A 21,243-nucleotide genomic window follows, 5' to 3' on the forward strand; every position below is an offset into this window, starting at 1 on the left:
GTTTTTCACCCTAAGTAAAGGGTAACCTCTCCCCTCAGCAAAATGCTTCGTTCATAAACCATTACTTTTTGTAAATCAATAGATTAATTAAAAGCGGATCCCTATTTATAGAGGCTACCTTTGAGATTAGCCATTTTCGCTCCTTATCTGCGCATAAAACCCAATTGCTGCTACAAATGAAGTGGTATGTACGGCAAGCAAGACACCGCTCCCCCCTCCATCAAACACCGTACTATTGATGAGAGTGGACAACTGCATAACGAAGATAATTAACAATAGACAAGTTGAAATCTTCATACTATCAATTCCTTTGTAAGATTTTATTTTCACAAGTTTAACACATTTTTTCCTCAATTTTCCTTTAACTATTAATTTTACAGAATTTTTGGTCATTTGATTTACATTCACACTTCTGTCAGGCTTAGATAGTTAAAGTAAGATCTTGAAAAGAAAGCAAGGTGATCCCATGATTGAAATTAGAACTTCTACACTTACGGATGAAGACTTAAACAGAGGTGTCTTCGCGAATCAGGATATCCCGAAAAACACACTCATTCATCAGGCCCCTGTTATCCCTTATCCTAATGAGGAACATGTTCATATAGAAAAAACCCGACTGGCTGATTATGCTTTTGAGTACGGCGAAAACCATACAGCATTTGTATTGGGGTACGGCATGATGTTTAACCATTCCTATGAGCCGAACGCTAACTATGTCATTAACTTTGATAACGATACGTTTGACTTCTATGCTTACCGGGATATTAAAGCTGATGAAGAAATTCACATTAATTACAATGGTTCAGTAGATATCCAGGACACGTTATGGTTCGATCAGGAGTAATAATAAAGAGGCACCCAGTAATCCGGGTGCCTCTTTACTTATGAGGTGTGCCTTAACACCTCATAATTTCAATTTAAGAAGGAAATCCAAGTATAGTTTTGGTTTCCAAGTATTCTTCAATACCATAGTCGCCCCATTCTCTTCCTATTCCGGATTGCTTATACCCTCCGAATGGAGCAGAAAAATCAGCTTCAGTGTCGTTCACTTTGATACGACCTGCACGAATTCCAGTTGCTGCTTTTCTTAGATTTTCAGGGTCGTTGCCTATTACGTAACCAGCTAAACCATAAATTGTTTCATTAGCAATTTCAATAGCTTCATCAAGCGTATCATATGTGATGATAGTGGTTACCGGCCCAAAGATTTCCTCTTGTGCAATTACCATATTATTTTGAACATCTGTAAATACGGTAGGTTTGGCATAATAGCCTTGGTCAAGCCCATCCGGCTTACCGGTTCCTCCCGTTAATAGAGATGCACCTTCATCTAGACCTTTTTCAATATAGGACTGCACGGTATCCCACTGTTTCTTGGAAATCAACGGACCTATCAGGTTATCCTCTCTTGGATCCCCTACAGGGAATTCAGGTAGAACTTTCAGCACAGCTTCTTCAAAAGACTTCTTCATTTTACTAGGAACAAGCACCCTCGTAGCAGCTGAGCATACTTGACCTGTGTTCGTTGCAATATGATTAACGGCTGCTCTTGCTGCGACTTCGACATCAGCATCTTCCAACACAACCAGTGGAGATTTACCTCCCAGTTCGAGCGCAAAATTCTTAATAGTCTCAGAAGCATTCTCCATGATTTTCTTCCCTACAGCTCCTGATCCAGTAAAGGAAACAAAGTCAATATCAGGGTGTGAGCTGATCCCGTTTCCTATAACTTCCCCTGTGCCATTAACTAAGTTAAATACACCTTTTGGAACTCCTGCTGCTTCAAAGATTTCTGTTAAAATAATGGCAGCAAATGGAGTCATTTCTGCTGGTTTTAAGATAACCGGGCTGCCTGCCGCAAATGCACTGGCAATCTTGGTCGAAGTTTGATTGGTAGGGAAATTCCAAGGCGTAATTAAACCACTTACACCTATAGTTTCTTTAACTACTGTATGACCACCGCGATCTTCCATGAAAGAAAAATCCTTCAATGATTCTGCCGCTTGTGAGAAATGATTGTAGCCCATTGTGTAATGAACTTTTTCTGAAATCTTCTGAGGCGATCCTAACTCATCCGTTATGGTTTCAATAATATCATCTTTACGTTTCTCATATTCTGCAGCAATTCGCTCCAGCATTTCTACACGTTCTTCTTTAGAAGTTTGAGAAAATGAAGGAAGTGCTTGTTTTGCTGCATCTACAGCTTTATCTAAATCTTCTTCTGTACCCATACTAATTGTTCCAATTACTTCTTCCGTAGCTGGATTTATTACATCATAGGTTTCAGATCCTGTTGATTCTACCCATTCACCGTTGATAAAATGCTTTAATTGATTCCGCATATTTCATATCTCCTTTTTTCATCTTTCAATTTATGATTAATAAAATAAATTTATATCTTTCGTATAGCGTAATATATCCTTTATTTATCAAATCGAAACATCTTAGAAATTTGAAAACTGGAGTGAAAGCAGCATAACATGCCGTTAAGACTGCATATTTCATCTTTGTACATGCTTTAATTCTGTTGATCCTTCAGAACTCTTCTTAGAATTTTACCGGAACCGGTTTGAGGAAGCGAGTTACGAAATTCCACGTACATAGGTATCTTGTAAGCAGCCATGTTGTCTTTAGCCCAGAATTTTAAATCACTTTCGTTAATTAATATCTCTGGCTTAGGTATAACAAAAGCTTTCACAACTTCCCCTTTATGTTCGTCAGGAACGCCGATCACAGCAACCTGTCCTATAGCCGGATGTTCTTTCAGTAAAGCTTCGACATCCTCAGGAAATATGCTAAAACCTGACGATTTAATCATTTCTTTTATGCGCCCTTGAAAATACAAATATCCCTCACCATCCAAATAGCCAATATCTCCTGTACGCAGCCACCCATCGGAAAGACTTTCAGCTGTAGCTTCCGGCCTTCCCCAGTAACCTTTAAATACTCCCGGACTTTGAATAACAATCTCGCCGGATTTTCCAGCACTCTGTACCTGACCAGTTGCTGGATCACAAATCTCGATCGAGGTCCCCCTGATCGGGACACCAACAGAACCGAATTTGATGTTGTCCTGTGGCATATAGGTATCTACCGTGTGGGTTTCACTTAACCCATATGAAGCTTCAAATAACTTGCAGTTAGGTGCGACTACCTTCCATCTCTCAGCTAAGTTCTCTGTAACCGGCATGCCAAAACTAGTACATAGATTCAGCTTCAAGTCCTCCAATTGATTCTCTTCGGCAATTGACAAAATAGCATCATTCATCGGCACAATACTATACCATACGGTAACGCAGTACTCACGAAGGGCTTTTAATACCGAGATGGGATCGAAACGAGCAAACAATACACATGGCGCGCCAGTGTATACAGGAATGTTAACCCCCATAACCATCCCTGCGATATGGCATAGCGGCATGACAGCAAGCCATGTTTCTTTTTCATCTACTTGATTAACCTGTACAGCCGCTGCTGTTTTGTACAACGCATTTTCATAAGTTAACATGGCTGCCTTTGGACGGCCGGTTGTGCCAGATGTAAAGGCAAGCAGAGCTGTGTCTTCAAGCTTTACATCTTCCGGATAGGTCAATGATTGAGATTCCTGCATAATCTCTTCCCACATTGTTTCGTTAGGATTAAGTTCAAGAGCCGGACTATTAAGATCTTTTGGAATCGTCCAACTGGAAGTATCAGGAATCAAGTCTTTATAACGAATTACAATAATACGCTTTAAATGTTCATTTACCTTACGTACTTCCGGCAGGAGCTCCTCTCCCGCAAACATACCTGACATATCAACTTCTTTAATTAGATATTCAAGCTCATTAGCTTTATACATAGGGTTAAGCGGACAGACCACAGCTCCAATATACTGGATGGCGTAATGACCAATAATGTACTGGGGACTATTTTGCATAAATAATCCTATTCTATCTCCTTTTTCAAAGCCCGCTTGCCGTAAGAATCCTGCCACTTTTTGAACCTGATTGAATAAATCCCGCCACGTTATACTGCTTCCATAGTAGAAGTACGCAGGATCTTCAGGCCGTTCTTCTGCATGCTGCTGTAGATAATGAAATAAAGGTTTTTTCCCTCTACTGTACAGCTTTGCGCCTGCGGATGATTTTAAGTGTTCTTTCATAACTTCCATCCCTCCTCAATGAGACATAGGCCAGTCAGCCAGTCGCCTTTTACTTTTTAAATCGCCTGAAGCTCCTGACGATTCTAGAAACCGTATTAAAAAAGAGCGTGTCTGGTTTGGCTCAATAATATCTTCTAATAAGAATTTCCCTGCAGCCTTATAGGGGGAACTATCAAAGTTCCATTGCTCAAGGTATTTAGATCTTTCTTTTTCAGGTCGCTCAGCCTTTCTTATGTGCTTTCCATATACGACATTAATCCCTACTTCCGGACCCGTGAAATTTATTTCAGCTGATGGCCAAGCTGCTACAACATCTGCACCCATTCCTGGTCCACACATATTTCCATACGCAGCTCCTATGCTCTTTCGGATAATGATTGAAAATTTAGGTATCGTTGATTTGGCTAAAGCTGTATTCCAATTCATAATTTTTGCAGGCATTTTCTGTTTTTCAGCGCGACTGCTGATTCTAAATCCAGGTGTATCGTGAAGAAAAATGAGTGGAATATGATAAGAATCACAGAGGCAGATAAAGTCCACGGCTTTATCACATTCCTCAGGTCCTGATGCCCCTGCCATATGCAGAGGCTGACTTGCAATCACTCCTGTTACACGACCGTTTAATCGAGCCAGTCCAGTCATCAAAGCTTTACCATAAAAGGATCGAAAATTCATGAATGAATCTTTATCAAATAAACCTATAATGAGTAATTGCATATCGTAAGCCCGCCTTAAATTTGAAGGTACAGTTTCTTCCAAATTGCAGTGCTCCATAGCAGAATCGATGGGTGGATTCCGGGGAGGTGTTTCATCAGCGTTTGAAGGCATATAACTGAAAAATCTTCTTAGTGCTGCAATGGCTTCTTTTTCATCTTCAGCAATATGATCAATCTGCCCCGTATAAACGGCATGCATATCCGGACCCCCGAGCTCCTCAGCGGACATCTCTTCTCCACTTGCAATCTCCAGCATACGTGGACCAGCAACAGCCATGCTTGCCCCTCTTACTTGTGTAACAAAATCTGACGTCACAGCCATCCACGTCGGACCGCCGTAACTTTCTCCCAGAATCGCTGTCATAATTGGACTTTCACGGCCATGGTCTAACAGACTGGAAGGAAACAGCTTATCGCTGATTCCGTCAGAGCCCATTCCATCAGGCATTCTTAAGCCTCCGCCTTCACATAAATTAAAAAGTGGAAGTCTTCTTTTTTTTGCATAAGAGTGAAAGAATTCATTTTTTCTAAGGTGAACTTCCCCTTCCGTGCCAGACAATACCGATATATCCATCGCCTGTACAACCGCCTCTCTCCCATCGACGCGGATAATTCCTCCAATCAGACCATCAGCAGGGGTGCGTTCCTCCATTCCAGAAACCGGAGAATGAGCCAAAGCTCCTAATTCAAGAAAAGATCCTTGATCGGCAAGCAGATCAATTCTTTCTCTCGCACTATAAGGCGTCTGTTTTTTCCCTCGATGTTCCTGGGCTTTCCTCTTTTTCTCTCTAAGTATTTCTGTATTTCTTTCCATAGCTTCCTCCTTTTTGTAAATACTGACCAGTAGGTATGTAAGATTTAAAAAATGCACAATAACACTAACTCAAGTATAAATACACTTTTCTGAAAATTCAATATAGTTGATTTTTGTTTTTTAAGTTATGAGCGTTTACGTATCTACTTACCATAAAAGCAAGGTAGGATTCACTAATTCGCTTGATTTAAAAAAGCGCAGAACCGAATCTGCGCTTTTTTAAATAACTATGAGCTTTGTGCAACATCCTGTTCACTTTCATTCGTTGTGGTTTCATTGTGGTCTTCCTTGTCCCGCTTAGGATTTTTTATAAAGAAGGAAAGAACAAGACCTATGATGGCCGAGATCCCTGCTACAATGAATGAAACATTAACCCCATGAACAAGTCCCTCTACTCCTTCTCCGGGACGCGCCGCTGTCGTCATTACTGTGACTAAAAGTGCTGTTCCTACTGCACCTGAAACCTGACGCATTGTATTATTCATTGCTGTACCATGAGCAATTAAGCGTGATGGAAGCTGGTTTAAACCAGCCGTTGTTACCGGCATCATCACCATTGCTACACCTAGCATGCGTACCGCGTTAATCACTGTTAAATAGGTTAGAGACGTTTGCGGTGTTAAATCTGCAAACATAAATGTTGTAACGGTGAGAATAAACAGTCCAATGATAGCAAGCCATCTTGCACCAAACTTATCGAAAAGTCTACCTGTAATTGGATTCATAAATCCCATAATTAAGGCTCCTGGCAGGAGCACCAGTCCCGATTCGAGTGCACTATAGCCCAGCATATCCTGCATCAGAATCGGCAGCACGGTGGCAGCTCCAATCATGGCGATAAATACAACCATCCCGAGTGCTGTCGTAAGCGTAAATATATTGAACTTAAATACCCTGAATTCAAGAATCGGCTGTTTCAACTTAAACTGACGAAGGATAAACATCGTCAATGTAACGGCACCAACTACCATGGATATAAGTACCTGCTGACTCCCCCATCCGTTTGTGCCGGCCACACTGAATCCGTATAATAGTCCTCCAAACCCTAAAGAGGAAAGAATAATGGAGGATACATCCAGTTTCGGATATGACTGCTTGGTTACATTTTTTAATATGAAGTAAGCTAGAATAAAATCAATGATTACAATTGGCAATATCACAAAAAATAAACTTCTCCATGGGAACTGTTCGACCAGCCAGCCGGATAGAGTAGGTCCGATGGCTGGAGCGAATGAGATCACTAGTCCGAACATTCCCATTGCTGACCCGCGTTTTTCAACAGGGAATATGAGGAACAAAATGGTTTGCATGAGCGGGATAATAATTCCAGCCCCAGAAGCCTGGATAATTCGCCCCAGCATTAATATAGAGAAATTGGGGGCTGCTGCACACACCAGCGTTCCAGCTGCAAATAAACCCATCGCTGTAAGGAATAACTTTCTAGTGGTAAAACGTTCAATGAGAAAAGCAGTGACCGGAATCATGACCCCATTTACCAGCATAAAAATGGATGTCAGCCACTGAGCTGTACTGGCTTCCAAGTTCAAATCCCTCATTATATGAGGCAAAGCCGTTCCTAGTAACGTCTGATTTAATATTGCAGCAAAAGCACCAGAGAGAAGTACGATAATCAATGGAACTTTATTTATATTTTCCGGTCCTGTTTCTTGTTGATTAGACATATAATTTCCTTCTTTCCATTCAATAGATGACGATTATTTAACAAGTCCTTTTTTTAATAAACTGAGTTCAGAAATATATTTATCCAGCGCTTCTGTCTCTGAGAATTCATTGGATACACAATGAACTAAATTATGAAACGTTACCGCAATGAGAATCTGCATGAGATGATAAAATTCTTTTTCATTAGAAACATGAAGAGCTTCCATATCTACGAGTTGATAAATATCCTGGAAACGGTGTTCAATATTCTGCTTCGTTAAATTTTTTGTAAACGCATGTTCAATTTTGTAATTCATATTCATTAGTACATTCCTGATAAAATTACTATTCCCGTTTTCTCTTGAGAATTGGAAAACCGTTTTATAAACCTCTGTCATCGCTTGAAACAGATCTCCGTTAAACGCCTTTAAATTTTCAATGAAATTCTTATGACGTTCTTCAGCATGCTCATTTAACAAATAGAAAAAAGCATCTTCCTTATCCCTAAAATATTGATAAAAACTCCCTCGTGGAATCTCAGCTCTCTTTAGAATACTGGCGATAGAAGCCTCGTATAAAGACACACGTGAGAACTCTTCCCGCGCAGCTTCAACCAGCCTATTTTTTTTATCATCGTTCAAATTAAAAAAGGTTTGTTTAGGCATTCATCTAACTCCTTACTCAATAAAATGACACCATGTCACATTCAGCACAAGAGCCACTATAAGTGACACATTGTCATATGTCAAGAAGCGGACTGTAAGGACTCATATTCATATAGTTTTCATCAAAGTTACGAGTAAAAATGGGTGAATGTGCAGATATTAAATATGCTTCAAACTAATTGAGAAAAGGAGGTTACGACATGAAAAAGAAATTAATGTTATTAGCGTTGTCTATCGTTATGTCTACTGGACTTCTAACTGCTTGTGCAATGGACGACGATAATCAGATGAATAACCAGCCTGAGGACGTAAATTACGACCCAATGCGTTATGGAGACAATCAAAACCGTATGAATTACGATCGTATGGATGACCGTATGGATAACGGTCGTATGGATGAGAATCGTATGAACGAGAATCGCGGACCAGACATGGGAGCAGATCCCCGTGATGTAAGGGAGCCTGGTGAAAGAGACACTCCTTTTAATATGGATGAGGAAGAACCAGACGTAGATGAAGAGCCTTCTGAAGAAAGACGCGATCAATAAGTGCAGATTCTTTGTACAACGTGTTCACGTATTCAATATCTCTCCTTGGGTATGAGAAAAGTTCCCACACATAAGTCAAGCCTGCCCTACTCATAATAGGAAAGGCTTAAAAAGCCAAGTGTTAAAGAGGAGAGTTGAGTTTAATGAGAAGAAATGTACAATGGTGGCCGCTGCTCGGTTCAATTGGTATTGGCTTTGCAGCATACAGCGTGATGAATGGTCGAGGATCCAGAGATAAAAAAGGTCTTTCAGATTTAACGAACATGGATAATGAGATCTAAACATCATTCTCTTTCGATAAAAAAACAGTCAGCATTATGCTGACTGTTTTTTGAAATTATTCTTCATTTAATGAGAATAGCGGGTCATACATACGTATAGGATTCGTGAACTTTATTCCAAAATCAGCCTGACTAACCACTTCCGGATCCAATATACCATCACCTTCAGGTTTTATCCCGTTTTCAACCCAATCTGTTAAATCAGCAAAAGCTTCTGTTTCTTCTGCTGGAGTAAACTCGCAGTGACCTACAGCTCGAACAGCCCTGCTAACAAGTAAATCTGAATCTCCATTTGCAGCTACTTTCTCAGCATATAACTGTTCCATAGAGAAAGGTACAAATAGATCACCTAAAGTATGAAGTGTAAGTACAGGCTGATGAAGTTCCCCTGATATTCTGGGTATTTTTGACAGACCATTCTTATTTCGGGCTTGAGGATCAGCAGTAATCTCAGGTATCTTCTCAGCTAAGTACATCTCTTCCACCGATAATGATGGATTGGAATCAAGTTGATAGGTAGAATCTGTATTATCGATGATATTGCCTGGTGTTCCATAGGAGAAGTCTGAACGGTATAGGATGAATAGAAAATTATCCCAGTTCGAAAACGCAAGATCGAACAAGGGCCGTTCACCGCCTGATAAATACATCGTAAGATCTTGAAGCATTTCTCCTTCTGAAGTGAGTAAACCTGTATTAAGACCGATTGTTTGTTTTATTTTAGGAACTACACTGGTTTGATAGTTTTCTTCCGCTGGGAAAATAGGGTCTATTCCTGCTAGGACCTGGGAAGCAAGATTAAAATCTGCAAAAAAGTCAAATAATTCGTTATCCCCCATTACACCACACATAGGCATTGCTCCATCGTACTCATTGCGAAATTGCTCAATTAGAACCCCTGTAATGTGTCCCCCCATAGAATGTCCCACTATATAAGTGCGCTTCGGCTTCGCGATTTTTCCGTTGAAGAACTTCCCAAGAGCATGGGTGTCCATGACTCCCTGTTTCACATCATAACCATTGGTGCTATAGCTGGATGCCCCCCCACGCATACCCTTTTTCCAGAAGGTATTTCCTTAAATTTTCTGGATTATCTACTGTTAACTCTTTAACCTCTGCATTTCGATACCCATGAGCGTAAAGAACGAGCTCCCCATTCCACTTTTTAGGGACTTCAATTCTATAACCTGCTCCGTTATGTACACCCCAATACCTATCTGTTTCTATTCCATTAGGTGCATCAAATGGCAGTTTTTCCTTATCTACAAAGTAGCTCGTAGTTTCAGCTGCCTCTGAACTCTCTCCGTAAAACCCAAACAGAACCACGAAACAAACCACCACGCATGTAAACATACGTAAGCCCATACCCCGCTTCCTCTCTTAAATAGTTAGTTATGAAATTAATATCAGAATTTTCTAACATATACTTATTTTACCTCAAACATTTTATATTTTCCATTCTAATTGGTTCAATTACATTTACGTGCTGGCTTTTTAATGAATCTGTTACTGTTGAATACCCAGTTTCGTAACTTTCAAGTAATAAATCGTATCTGAGATAACGGATCGCTTACCATCGGCATGTATATTGACTTTCTGGATAGGGGCACTCCAGTACATAAGCCTCTTATGAAAAATCAGCATGAATGTTTAACCAAACTATATACAATAAATGTAAAATACTAATGGAGTAGTTTTTTAAGGACGTCAAAAAACTAGGATAGTAATCCTTCCAGTTCTATAAAAACATAATTTTACAAGCCGAAGGTTGTCATGCCTCCATCGATAAACATATTCTGGCCTGTCGTATAACTGGATCCTCTTGAAGTAAAGTAGAGAATTGATGTTTTGAGTTCCTCTAACTGACCAAGTCGCTTCATAGGAGTCCTGTTTTCAATCATAGATCTAAATTCATCATTCTCCAATTTTTCACGATTAAAATCTGTTTTGAAGAACCAGGGGCTAATCGCATTCACTGTAATGTTACTCCCCGCTAATTCACCAGCCAGTTGTTTGGTCAGGTGAATGACGCCTGCTTTACTAGTTCCGTAGACAGAACTGAAGTACAAACTCACGTCGCCGGCTACAGAGGCCGTATTAATAATCCGACCATACTCTTGTTCTTTCATATAAGGAGCAACGGCCTGACTCATGAAGAATACAGACTTCAAATTCGTATCCATCACATGATTCCAATCATTTTCACTAAGTGTATGAACCGTTCCTTGTGAGGTGGTGCCGGCATTATTTACTAAGATGTCAATCTGACCGTACTCCTTATTTATTTTCTCAATTGTCATTTTAATCGATTCATTATCCGTCACATCGCAGACCATTAAGTCTATACGAACCCCGGTTTTCTCTTCTATTTTCCTTGCCGCTATTTCTAATTTCTCTTTCGTTCTTCCGAGCAGAACAACAATGGCGCTGCTTTCGGCTAGCGTCTCAGCCATTACCCAGCCAATGCCGCTTCCTCCACCTGTTACGATTGCTACTTTTCCTTTATTTGAAAATAAATTAATATAGATCACTCCTCATTGGGGATATTGCTGTATCTTTTTGTTTTCCTTAAGGGGATCATAAGTAAACTCCTACCACGTGCTATAAAATTGTCATTCAAATTAGTTAGACTCACACCATTCCAGAGCTTTCTTTTCTATCTCGCTCGCAAATTGTGATTTACCTTCTATATATGAATCCAAATCATTAGGAAACTGCATGGCTAAACGTTGCTTTAAGTTTCCATACTCTTTTCTTACTTCTGAATGGGAACGAAGATAATCTCGAAATGCAAGGTGGCGGGTAACATTCGAGTCTCCCTGCTCAAACACATGCACATGATGCGTTCGCTGATTCCCTCCTATTTGAAAAAATCTACGGCCTGTCATTCCATGCTCTCCCTTGGGCTTGTAATTTATCATTCTCATTTGCTGGTTACGCTGATCAACCCATGCTATATCTTTAACGATCAGCATGATGTCAATTACAGGCTTTGCTTTTAGACCTGCAACAGACGTACTGCCGATGTGAAAAATATCGATTAATTCAGATTGAAAGATCCGCTCTAATTTTTTTCTTTCTGCTTCATATCTGAGAGGCCATGTTTCATCATATAAGTTGACTTGCACCCTCCTCACCAGACCATCCCTCCATCCCTATGTATATACATGATTGTTTACAAAACATCGGTTGATGTCCAGTTTCATTATAAAGCATTAACTTTTTTATGTTTCAAAAAGTTCACTGGGACCTATTCTTATACCTTCTTCAAAAATAGAATTGAACATTTTGAGAACGTTTGCAAAAAAAGATTCTTAATAGAATTAATTAGTATATAATCAGAGTAAGAAAATGATTGCTCACTATTGCACAAGTCTATTTCACCACTATTATGTGATTTCTAATTAGAAAGGTGGTTACTTGAAATGAAGGTTCTCTATGATAGGAAAAAAGGAGATCGATGGCGCAGTTTTCAAGTTGGTAAGTGGCAGGATGAAATTAATGTACGTGATTTCATAATGAAGAATTTTACCCTCTATGAGGGAAACGAGGATTTTTTAACAGATCCGACAGCAGATACTCTAAGTTTATGGGATCAAGTATTGGATTTATCGAAACAGGAAAGAGAAAATGGCGGCGTCTTAGATTTAGACACTTCAATCGTATCTTCCATTACCTCCCATGGACCTGGTTACTTAAATAAATCCGCAGAGAAAGTGACAGGTCTTCAAACAGACGCTCCTTTTAAACGTTCGTTACAGCCTTATGGCGGAATTCGAATGGCTTCCACAGCAGCAGAATCTTATGGTTTTCAGGTGGATAAAGAAGTAGAAACCATTTTCACCACGTATCGGAAAACACATAATCAAGGCGTTTTTGATGCCTATACCCCTGAAATGAAACTTGCAAGGAAAGCTGGAATCGTTACTGGTCTCCCAGATTCATATGGGCGTGGGAGAATTATAGGGGATTACCGGAGAGTGGCTCTTTATGGTGTTGACCGTCTTATTGCAGGCAAAAAACAGGATTTACTACTGATGGAAAACACTATGACCGAAGAAATCATTCGTGATCGCGAAGAAACAAGCGAGCAGATTAGAGCGCTTAAGGAATTAAAACAACTAGGATCCGCCTATGGTTTCGATATATCACGCCCTGCTGAGAATGCTCAAGAAGCTTTCCAATGGTTGTATCTAGGATATCTAGCAGCGATTAAAGAACAAAACGGTGCAGCTATGAGTCTGGGACGTGTATCTACTTTTCTTGATATCTATATTGAAAGAGACTTAGAGGAAGGTCTCTTAACTGAACAAGAAGCCCAGGAACTTGTAGACCATTTTATAATGAAGCTCCGGCTTGTGAAGTTTTCGAGAACTCCTGAGTATAATGAATTATTTAGCGGAGATCCAACCTGGGTAACGGAATCATTAGCGGGTGTTACGCTTGATGGACGGCCTCTAGTTACGAAAAATTCTTATCGATTTCTGCATACGTTAACCAATTTAGGAGCGGCACCTGAACCGAATTTAACTGTTCTTTGGTCAGTAAGACTGCCAGAACACTTTAAAAAATATTGTGCAAAAATGTCGGTTCAGACGAGTTCTATTCAATATGAAAATGACGATGTAATGAGAGAACGGTACGGTGACGATTACGGTATTGCCTGTTGTGTTTCGCCTATGGCAATTGGCAAGCAAATGCAATTTTTCGGAGCCCGGGCAAATCTTGCTAAAGCCCTGCTTTATGCCATTAACGGTGGGATCGATGAACGATTAAAAATCCAAGTTGCTCCTCCTTACAAACCGATCACTACAGAGTACTTGGATTATGATGAAGTAATGTCAAGGTTCAATAACATACTTGAATGGTTAGCAGGACTTTATGTAAACACGTTGAATGTTATTCACTACATGCATGATAAATACAGCTACGAACGTATCGAAATGGCGCTTCACGACCGTGATGTCCACCGTACAATGGCTTGCGGTATCGCAGGTTTATCCGTAGTAGCTGATGCTTTAAGTGCAATTAAATACTCAAAAGTAAAAGTGATACGCGATGAACAAGGAGTGGCAGTCGATTATGTTGTCGAAGGGGACTATCCCCAATATGGAAATAATGATGACCGTGTGGATCAAATTGCCGTGAGTCTAACAAAGCAGTTTATGAATAAAATTAAAACTCATCACACCTATAGAAAAGCTGAACCGACTCAGTCCATCTTAACCATTACTTCCAATGTCGTTTACGGTAAACTGACCGGAAGTACACCAGACGGTCGCAAAGCAGGCGAACCCTTTGCTCCAGGAGCAAACCCTCTTCACGGACGGGATTCTCACGGATCACTTGCTTCTTTAAGCTCAGTCGCAAAGCTTCCGTTTGAATATGCGCTCGATGGTATTTCTAATACATTTTCTATTGTCCCTCATGCTTTAGGGAAAGAAGAAGACACACAATACTCTAATCTCGCGGGCTTGCTTGACGGTTATATCATAAAAGGTGGCCACCATTTAAACGTGAACGTCTTTAATAAGGAAACGCTTATGGATGCGATGGATCATCCTGAACTATATCCACAGCTTACCGTTCGCGTTTCGGGATATGCTGTCAACTTTATCAAACTAACCCGGGAGCAGCAGCAGGATGTTATCTCCCGCACTTTTCATAACAGCTTATAAAAATAATGTGAATGAGCTCATAAGGAGGAAACAAAATGCCCCACTTCAACCATACAATGAAGGCAGCTGTTGTGCATGATTTTAAACAAGATTTAGAAATGCAGGATGTACCTGTACCCAAAGTCGAACATGGCCAAGTACTGGTGAAAGTTAAAGCCAGTGGAGTATGTCATACAGACTTACATGCAGCCCATGGAGATTGGCCAGTAAAGCCAAACCTTCCCTTAATCCCCGGCCATGAAGGCGTCGGAGAGATTGTAGAGGCCGGACCCGGTGTCACCCATGTAAAAGTTGGCGATCGGGTAGGTATCCCGTGGCTTTATTCCGCATGCGGACATTGTGAATACTGCCTTTCAGGACGTGAAACACTTTGTAAAGATCAACAGAATGCAGGATATTCTGTTGATGGCAGTTATGCTGAGTACTGTCTCGCTCATGCAGATTACATTGTCAAAATTCCAGATAATTTGACTTACGTTGAAGCTGCTCCTCTATTCTGTGCTGGGGTGACCACTTACAAGGCTTTAAAGGTAGGAGATGCCAAACCTGGAGATTGGGTAGCCATTTATGGAATTGGCGGCCTTGGACATGTAGCTGTTCAATACGCCAAGGCTATGGGATTTAACGTTATAGCCGTTGATCCGTTTGATGAAAAATTGGAATTGGCACAGCAATTAGGTGCAAATAGGACCATTAACCCCCTAACTGAGGACTCTGCAGAGTTTATCCAACGCGAAATCGGAGGCGTCCAGGCTTCTATCTGTACGGCTGTTTCTAAACAAGCCTTCGGTGAGGCCTACAGGGCAGTTAAACGTGGTGGTAAATGCGTAGCGGTTGGACTGCCTCCGGAAACGATGGAAGTTCCAATATTCGATACGGTGTTAAATGGAGTCAGTATTGAAGGATCCATTGTCGGAACCAGAAAGGATTTACAAGAGACTTTACAGTTTGCAGCTGAAGGAAAAGTAAAAACTATCGTTGAGACAAAAAGATTAGAAGATATTAATGAAATTTTTGCTGAGCTTGAAGCAGGTAAAATCAATGGAAGAATTGTATTAGTGAACGATTAACCACCCCATTTCTGGAAAGGAGGCTGATCCCATGAGCGGACGTATTCATTCTATAGAAACTTGTGGAGCTGTTGATGGACCCGGCCTCCGTTACATTATTTTCACTCAAGGCTGTCTGCTTAGATGTCAGTACTGTCACAATCCTGATACTTGGAAGATAAGGAGTGGAAAAGAAATGACTGTCCAGGAAATCCTTCAGGATATTAAGGATTTCCTCCCCTTTTTCAAGGCTACCGGAGGAGGTGTGACAGTGAGCGGAGGAGAACCATTGCTTCAAATTGATTTTTTAGCCGAACTATTTAAAGAGTTGAAAAAGATGAATGTCCATACAGCCATTGATACTTCAGGAGGCTGCTTTAATCGTTCTCCCCAGTTTCTTAAGAAACTGGATGAAATACTTACCTATACCGACCTGGTGCTGCTTGACTTGAAACATATTCACCAAGAACGGCACAAAGATTTAACAGGGCTTTCCAACGCCCATATTCTGGATTTTGCCACCTATTTATCTGAGAATCAAGTACCCGTTTGGATTCGGCATGTACTGGTCCCTACGATTAATGACCAGGAGGAATATTTACATGGCTTAGCTGATTTCATTCAAACACTATCCAATGTAGAAAAGGTTGAAGTTCTTCCTTACCATCTTATGGGAGTCTATAAATGGAGGGAGCTAGGGCTGCCATATAAGCTGGACGGAATTGAACCTCCCTCTCAAGAGCACGTGACCTATGCTCGTCAGATTTTAAATCATATCTCTCACTAACCAGCGAAGCAGGTTCCCGCCTGCCTGGATTCTGCTTCGTTTTCTCAAGCTAATGTAAACGTTAACAAATACGACACAAATTACCTTTTCAAGATTACTGAAGTAGTGGTATAATAAAAGTGTAAAGAAGATAAGAAAAAACTTAAACAACTTAGGTGGCTCAACCATCGCGAGTTCGTTTCCAAGCGAACCTTGACTCAGACTGACAGTAAAGGGAACACATTTCCTGTGTAAAGGATGCAATCAGCCCAAACTAAGGTCGAGTCCGAAACTACGCTCAATTATGGGTGGATTAAATCCACTGCGTTTCACTCGTTAGACCATGACCCTTCAAGACAGTTAGGAGACTTTTTTGAAGAGGTAGTCAACCTGTTGAAACAACCTGTTACCATTTTTTACAAATTAGACTTAACCAAGATGAAGAAGGAAACGAATTCTCCTTAGAATCATTCTTCTGAGTATGAGCAAGTTAATTAAATATGTAGGATCTAGGATGATTCTTACATGGTTGGGTCACCTAAGTTGTTTACTACTAAAGCCTGTTATCCAATAACGGATAACAGGCTTTTTTTATATGATAATATCTAAAATTTTTATTTCCTTCATGGAGTCATTATTAGTCCTTAGCGTTTAGTCTTCAGAAAAGAACCTTTAGAATAGCTGTACTTTGAATTTTCGGATGAGATCTGTCATAGTTTCAATTGATACGAATTTCGATTATATTAAGAAATTATAGGGTAAATTTTATATAGTGAATCGAAATATGACTTGAAAGGGTTGTGGTGAACAAAATGCTATACATATGGGATATCGAGGAAATCATTAAAACTACTTTAGAGCAGCATCGCTTAGATATAAACTACGAATCTAACAATAGTCTCTCAGCACCAATGAGTTACAATGTTTCTACAAATACTATCCGCTTTCATTACCTGGAAGTAAATGGTTATATGAGTAAGGTTAAAATAAAAGAGAGCGAAGAAAATCTTGTTAAAATTATTCTTTATCACGAGATTGGCTACTACCTTACTTTTAAGAAACACAAACACGACCTGAGAACACTCATGTACGGTGGCGATGAAGAAATTGCAGAATTAAAATCCATCATAGAAACCAATGCCTGGGATTATGGAAGAACCCTTGTGCCCGAAGAACTTGTTGAGTCTTACGATCAAGTTCGTGAATTGGACAAAATGCTTATTAAAGGTCTGTAATTTCATCCCGATAAATACAAAAAGGTTTTCACGAGTATATTTAAACTTGTGAAAACCTTTTTTATTTTAAGCTCTGTTTAGTTTATTATGCATTTTTCATATGAGGCTTATTACGCAATAGGGCCGGATAGTTGAAGACTCAGTTTCGAGTTATTGGGTGGAGAAGGGGCTCAAAATTCTATGCATAAATGCCTTCCAATGAACAAGGATCATCTATGATTCACACTGGTCTTTACGTGTGTTTAGCTGTAGAAACCCTGTTATATAAGCATTGGAAGCAGATGCAGCATGGCTTCTATCTCCTATAGCAAGGTCCGTTCATAAGAAATGGCTGGGTTGGTGGAAAAATGGCGAGACTCCCATGGAAGAAGGAACTAGATGAGATCCCGCAGGAGTGAAACGAGCGAGGAAGCTCACCGTTCCCCCATAGGAAAGCGAGTTATTTCCCCACCAGCACTTCTCCATTTAACGTAACGGGCCCCGATTATCTCGAAACTGAGTCTTCAACAAACGGGAGCTTTACCTTAAAATCAATACGGAAGTTTAATAGAGCCTACTTTTAAAGAATTCTCCATCCTTTTACTGTTCGTCCGATTAATTCTCAAAAAAGATGTGTTGACCACCACTTTTAATCCTTCTAAATTACATGGTTCTTTCATTTAATGTAAAGAAGGAGGACATGCCATGTTTTTACTATTGATCAGACAAATCTTTCTTGGTTTATCGATTGCCGCTCCTATTGGACCGATAAATTTAGAAATTATCAGAAGGGGAATTTACCAGGGATTCTGGCCCTCCCTATTTGTAGGAGCAGGAGGAATGACAGCTGACCTAACACTTATGTTTCTGATGTATAAGGGATTATCCGAATACTTAACTTTAGGTTCAGTTCAAGTCTTTCTATTAGTCCTTGGCGCTCTTGTCTTAACTTATACTGGGTTCCAAAGCCTCTTTAGCAAAAACGATGATATTACCGTTTCATCTAACAGGGAAAAAGATTTACGCATAGGACTCCTTGGCCCTTACCTAACCGGTCTATCCCTGGCAGCTTTTAATCCATTAAATATCCTGTTCTGGCTTGGGATCTATGGTTCTGCTTTAAGTGAAACTTTTCAAGAAGATAATGTAATAAAAGCTTTCTATATAAGCAGTGCCATATTTATTGGAGTAGGATTATGGAATTTAAATTTAGCGCTTACCGTTCATTTTAGCAAAGGTATTCTGAAACCACGAATATTGAGAGCGATATCTGTATGTTCGAGTCTATTTTTAATGGGGTTAGGAATTTATTTTGCCTATAAAGCGGTCGTATCTATCCTTCCCTTCATAACCTAAGTCAGCCTTATAATTTATGCTCACAACACTTAGGACTTTTTAGAATTTTAAAGAATAGATCGGATCGGTAACCTACTCTCGAGCATTTACCTCTTGGCCAGAAAAGTGTTTTCGTCTAAGCAGTGAGGAAGCCCAGAACAAAATGATGATAGCAGCAAGGTCAAGCACCCTGATTTCTCCATATTCAAGGATCGCATAGACGAATGATACAATATAGAAAACTCCGAACAAAGCTGAAATATAAGATAATAACTTTTTCATAAAACTTCTCCTTTTTAAAAAGATTTCTTCTAAAATCTTCAAAGTATACGACGTTAAGTTAACCTGTCCGCTCCTGATAAAATTAGAGAATATTTAACTTAAATAAGCATTAAATTATGGACTTATATTCATCACTAACCTAAGAACTACCGGAATTAGGAACAATAAAGATAATAAGAGAAAACATAATCCGTGCACAACTTTGTTCACTCTTTCTTTATCCTTAAAAAGTCCTTGAGCAGCCAAAATAATACCCGCGAGCGAAACAGGAATAACTAAAATAATGAGCCCATAGGAAATCCATGATATTGTATAAAAAAAGACGGAGGCTATACTAACGAAGAAAAATGTTATGAAACACAAACTAAATGAAGCCTTAGCAAGTCCAGACACCCCCATCCCCCTTATCGTTTCAGAAGCTTAAAGTAAAGCATTACTGAAATATAATAAACTACGTTCAAAATAACAATCAGAATAACAGCTTCCACAATTTTTTCCGTTTTATATTTATTCGAATACCCTAGAAAATAAAGTAGCCACGAGACAATAGGAACTACACCCAGCCAATACATAAACTTACGATTTTCCATCTAACCGACTCCTACTAATTAATAATTTATTCTGTTTCTCTTTTCCTTTACGAATCATTAGTTAAACCGTTTCAATGCTCTCTTACTTTTATGAAATTTTTTCAGGCTAAGCTACGACCCCTAGGGTGTTGTAACCTGTCCTTTCCTTAAAGAATAGTCTTCCCCTGCCTGCACAAGCTATCAAAAAGGAGGTTGTGCTGCCAAATGAACAAACAACGTGCCCAGCAAATAGCTTTATCTCCGGTAATGGCTCAAGTTACCTTTAATAATCAGCCAATATACATCCAGCATGTGGATGAAACAAATGGCACAGCGCGAATTTACCCGATCGACCAGCCAGAAAATGAGTTGGAAGTTTCGCTTAATGAATTGCAAGAACTGATCTAAACTAAAAGAGCATCCTTCTGCATAATGAAGGGTGCTCTTTGATTTATTAAAGAGGGGCCGTGCTTTCTCCTTCCACCAGGTAAACCGGGAGTGAGATTCGGCGATTCTCAACCGGCCATGCGTTGCTTTTTATCTGTTCAAAAAGCAAATTCACTGCAGTTACCCCCTTCTTACTTACATCCTGCTTAACTGTAGTAAGCTTCGGTATCATGAAGTTAGTAAAATAAACTCCATCAAACCCAGTAATGGAAAGATCTTTCGGTATCTCATACCCTTTTTCATTCAGACGCTTGTATAAGCCGAGAGCAGTAATATCGGAGAAGCATATTACCGCTGTGATCTCCGGGAATTTCTCGATCAAATCATCGGCCACTGCATAGCCACCTTCGGCTGAAGTATCTGTTTCGATCAGAAGTGATTCATCATAACTGTCGAAGGCTGATAATTCTTCTTTGCAACCCTCCCACCTAAAGTGGTTGACCGAATTATAGGTTAGCTTCCCTGACAGAAGGGCTACCTTTCGATGTCCTAGTTCAAGTAGATGCTTAGCAGCAGCGGCGCCTCCTAGTTTGTCATCAATACGCACCTGATACAAACTTACATCCTCTAGATAACTATCGATATAAACAGCTGGAATATTGGATTCCTCAGCTACTTTTACAAAAGAGGAGTTCTCTTCAGCTCCAACGATAATCACACCATCGAGGTTTCTTTGATTAATAAATGCCGATAATTCCTCAGCTGAATCGATACCCTTCAATACGATGGAAAATTCATAACCGCTTGCTTCTGCTTCAATTCCTGAGATCAATTCCCAGTAGAATGGATTATCTTTAAGTTTTCGTTCAGGCTGAGTGACAGAAACCACCACACCGAATAAATATGATTTGTTCGTCCGCAAATTTTTTGCGGCTAAATTACCTTGATATTGGTATTGCTGAATGACCGAGCGAACTCGTTCAGCCGTTTTTTCGGATACTCTTCCTTTATCATTAATCACATTGGATACCGTAGCTATCGAAACATTCGCTTTCTCTGCAATGTACTTGATCGTTACTTCTTTTGGCAGCACGTTTGGAAACCTCCGCATGGAACTAATCATTTATTATGTT

23 protein-coding genes are annotated in these 21,243 nt (G+C 39.9%); 10 read left to right on the top strand and 13 right to left on the bottom strand.

Translation table 11 applies throughout. The features are described from left to right. Window positions 1-126: 126 nt before the first annotated feature. Complete coding sequence (locus ACTWP7_RS05710) at window positions 127-330, bottom strand: hypothetical protein (protein ID WP_145956034.1); 204 nt, start codon at window positions 328-330, stop codon at window positions 127-129. 136 nt (window positions 331-466) lie between these two features. On the opposite strand from ACTWP7_RS05710, the gene ACTWP7_RS05715 reads away from it, so the two are divergent. Further along, window positions 467-844 carry an SET domain-containing protein gene (locus ACTWP7_RS05715; protein ID WP_422164281.1) on the top strand — a complete coding sequence of 126 codons (378 nt, stop codon included), beginning with the start codon at window positions 467-469 and terminating at the stop codon, window positions 842-844. A gap of 73 nt (window positions 845-917) precedes the next feature. On the opposite strand, the gene ACTWP7_RS05720 is transcribed toward ACTWP7_RS05715, so the two are convergent. The 5 genes from ACTWP7_RS05720 to ACTWP7_RS05740 form a co-directional block, all read right to left on the bottom strand. Then, on the bottom strand, window positions 918-2,342 hold the full coding sequence (locus ACTWP7_RS05720; protein ID WP_443122361.1) for an aldehyde dehydrogenase family protein: 1,425 nt from the start codon (window positions 2,340-2,342) through the stop codon (window positions 918-920). 176 nt (window positions 2,343-2,518) lie between these two features. Then, window positions 2,519-4,144, bottom strand: a complete 1,626-nt coding sequence (locus tag ACTWP7_RS05725) for a class I adenylate-forming enzyme family protein (RefSeq protein ID WP_443122362.1) — start codon at window positions 4,142-4,144, stop codon at window positions 2,519-2,521. Between the two features lie 15 nt (window positions 4,145-4,159). Further along, window positions 4,160-5,674, bottom strand: a complete 1,515-nt coding sequence (locus ACTWP7_RS05730; protein WP_443122363.1) for an acyl-CoA carboxylase subunit beta — start codon at window positions 5,672-5,674, stop codon at window positions 4,160-4,162. A gap of 227 nt (window positions 5,675-5,901) precedes the next feature. Continuing rightward, a complete protein-coding gene (locus tag ACTWP7_RS05735) occupies window positions 5,902-7,356 on the bottom strand; it encodes an MDR family MFS transporter (protein ID WP_443122364.1) in 1,455 nt (484 codons plus the stop codon). 33 nt (window positions 7,357-7,389) lie between these two features. After that, window positions 7,390-8,001, bottom strand: coding sequence for a TetR/AcrR family transcriptional regulator (locus tag ACTWP7_RS05740; RefSeq protein WP_443122365.1), 612 nt, complete (start codon window positions 7,999-8,001; stop codon window positions 7,390-7,392). Between the two features lie 200 nt (window positions 8,002-8,201). On the opposite strand from ACTWP7_RS05740, the gene ACTWP7_RS05745 reads away from it, so the two are divergent. Then, entirely contained in the window at window positions 8,202-8,549 is a 348-nt protein-coding gene (locus ACTWP7_RS05745) for a hypothetical protein (protein WP_014643218.1), read from the top strand. 143 nt (window positions 8,550-8,692) lie between these two features. After that, window positions 8,693-8,830: a hypothetical protein gene (locus ACTWP7_RS05750; RefSeq protein WP_443122366.1), complete on the top strand. Its 138-nt coding sequence runs from the start codon at window positions 8,693-8,695 to the stop codon at window positions 8,828-8,830. 56 nt (window positions 8,831-8,886) lie between these two features. On the opposite strand, the gene ACTWP7_RS05755 is transcribed toward ACTWP7_RS05750, so the two are convergent. From ACTWP7_RS05755 to ACTWP7_RS05770, 4 genes are all read right to left on the bottom strand, one after another. Further along, window positions 8,887-9,882, bottom strand: coding sequence for a hypothetical protein (locus tag ACTWP7_RS05755; protein WP_443122367.1), 996 nt, complete (start codon window positions 9,880-9,882; stop codon window positions 8,887-8,889). Further along, complete coding sequence (locus ACTWP7_RS05760) at window positions 9,857-10,195, bottom strand: hypothetical protein (protein ID WP_443122368.1); 339 nt, start codon at window positions 10,193-10,195, stop codon at window positions 9,857-9,859. Before ACTWP7_RS05760 ends, ACTWP7_RS05755 begins: the two co-directional genes overlap by 26 nt. Window positions 10,196-10,584: 389 nt before the next feature. Then, complete coding sequence (locus ACTWP7_RS05765; RefSeq protein ID WP_443122369.1) at window positions 10,585-11,361, bottom strand: SDR family NAD(P)-dependent oxidoreductase; 777 nt, start codon at window positions 11,359-11,361, stop codon at window positions 10,585-10,587. Window positions 11,362-11,451: 90 nt separating this feature from the next. After that, the gene (locus ACTWP7_RS05770; RefSeq protein ID WP_443122370.1) at window positions 11,452-11,967 is read right to left on the bottom strand and encodes a GrpB family protein; all 516 of its coding nucleotides are present in this window, start codon (window positions 11,965-11,967) and stop codon (window positions 11,452-11,454) included. Window positions 11,968-12,255: 288 nt separating this feature from the next. Between ACTWP7_RS05770 and pflB the strand changes: the two genes are divergently transcribed. The 6 genes from pflB (at window position 12,256) to ACTWP7_RS05800 (ending at window position 18,893) form a co-directional block, all read left to right on the top strand. Continuing rightward, complete coding sequence (gene pflB, locus ACTWP7_RS05775; RefSeq protein ID WP_443122371.1) at window positions 12,256-14,508, top strand: formate C-acetyltransferase; 2,253 nt, start codon at window positions 12,256-12,258, stop codon at window positions 14,506-14,508. A 56-nt stretch (window positions 14,509-14,564) separates the two neighbouring features. After that, the gene (adhP, locus tag ACTWP7_RS05780; protein ID WP_443122446.1) at window positions 14,565-15,578 is read left to right on the top strand and encodes an alcohol dehydrogenase AdhP; all 1,014 of its coding nucleotides are present in this window, start codon (window positions 14,565-14,567) and stop codon (window positions 15,576-15,578) included. Window positions 15,579-15,609: 31 nt separating this feature from the next. Next, a complete protein-coding gene (pflA, locus tag ACTWP7_RS05785) occupies window positions 15,610-16,344 on the top strand; it encodes a pyruvate formate-lyase-activating protein (protein ID WP_443122372.1) in 735 nt (244 codons plus the stop codon). Between the two features lie 237 nt (window positions 16,345-16,581). Then, the gene (locus ACTWP7_RS05790) at window positions 16,582-16,788 is read left to right on the top strand and encodes a hypothetical protein (RefSeq protein ID WP_443122373.1); all 207 of its coding nucleotides are present in this window, start codon (window positions 16,582-16,584) and stop codon (window positions 16,786-16,788) included. A 347-nt stretch (window positions 16,789-17,135) separates the two neighbouring features. Beyond that, window positions 17,136-17,558, top strand: coding sequence for a hypothetical protein (locus tag ACTWP7_RS05795; protein ID WP_014643209.1), 423 nt, complete (start codon window positions 17,136-17,138; stop codon window positions 17,556-17,558). A gap of 684 nt (window positions 17,559-18,242) precedes the next feature. Next, window positions 18,243-18,893 (top strand): LysE family translocator, encoded by a 651-nt coding sequence (locus ACTWP7_RS05800; protein ID WP_443122374.1) that lies wholly within the window; start codon window positions 18,243-18,245, stop codon window positions 18,891-18,893. Between the two features lie 72 nt (window positions 18,894-18,965). On the opposite strand, the gene ACTWP7_RS05805 is transcribed toward ACTWP7_RS05800, so the two are convergent. Both ACTWP7_RS05805 and ACTWP7_RS05810 read right to left on the bottom strand, forming a co-directional pair. Next, on the bottom strand, window positions 18,966-19,154 hold the full coding sequence (locus ACTWP7_RS05805) for a hypothetical protein (protein ID WP_443122375.1): 189 nt from the start codon (window positions 19,152-19,154) through the stop codon (window positions 18,966-18,968). 404 nt (window positions 19,155-19,558) lie between these two features. Continuing rightward, window positions 19,559-19,744, bottom strand: a complete 186-nt coding sequence (locus tag ACTWP7_RS05810; protein WP_443122376.1) for a hypothetical protein — start codon at window positions 19,742-19,744, stop codon at window positions 19,559-19,561. Window positions 19,745-19,948: 204 nt separating this feature from the next. On the opposite strand from ACTWP7_RS05810, the gene ACTWP7_RS05815 reads away from it, so the two are divergent. Next, entirely contained in the window at window positions 19,949-20,131 is a 183-nt protein-coding gene (locus ACTWP7_RS05815) for a small acid-soluble spore protein H (protein ID WP_443122377.1), read from the top strand. A 46-nt stretch (window positions 20,132-20,177) separates the two neighbouring features. On the opposite strand, the gene ACTWP7_RS05820 is transcribed toward ACTWP7_RS05815, so the two are convergent. After that, window positions 20,178-21,203, bottom strand: a complete 1,026-nt coding sequence (locus tag ACTWP7_RS05820; RefSeq protein WP_443122378.1) for a LacI family DNA-binding transcriptional regulator — start codon at window positions 21,201-21,203, stop codon at window positions 20,178-20,180. Between the last annotated feature and the right edge of the window lie 40 nt (window positions 21,204-21,243).

The sequence above is a fragment of the Halobacillus sp. B29 genome (assembly GCF_052246755.1).
Lineage (GTDB): Bacteria > Bacillota > Bacilli > Bacillales > Halobacillaceae > Halobacillus > Halobacillus halophilus.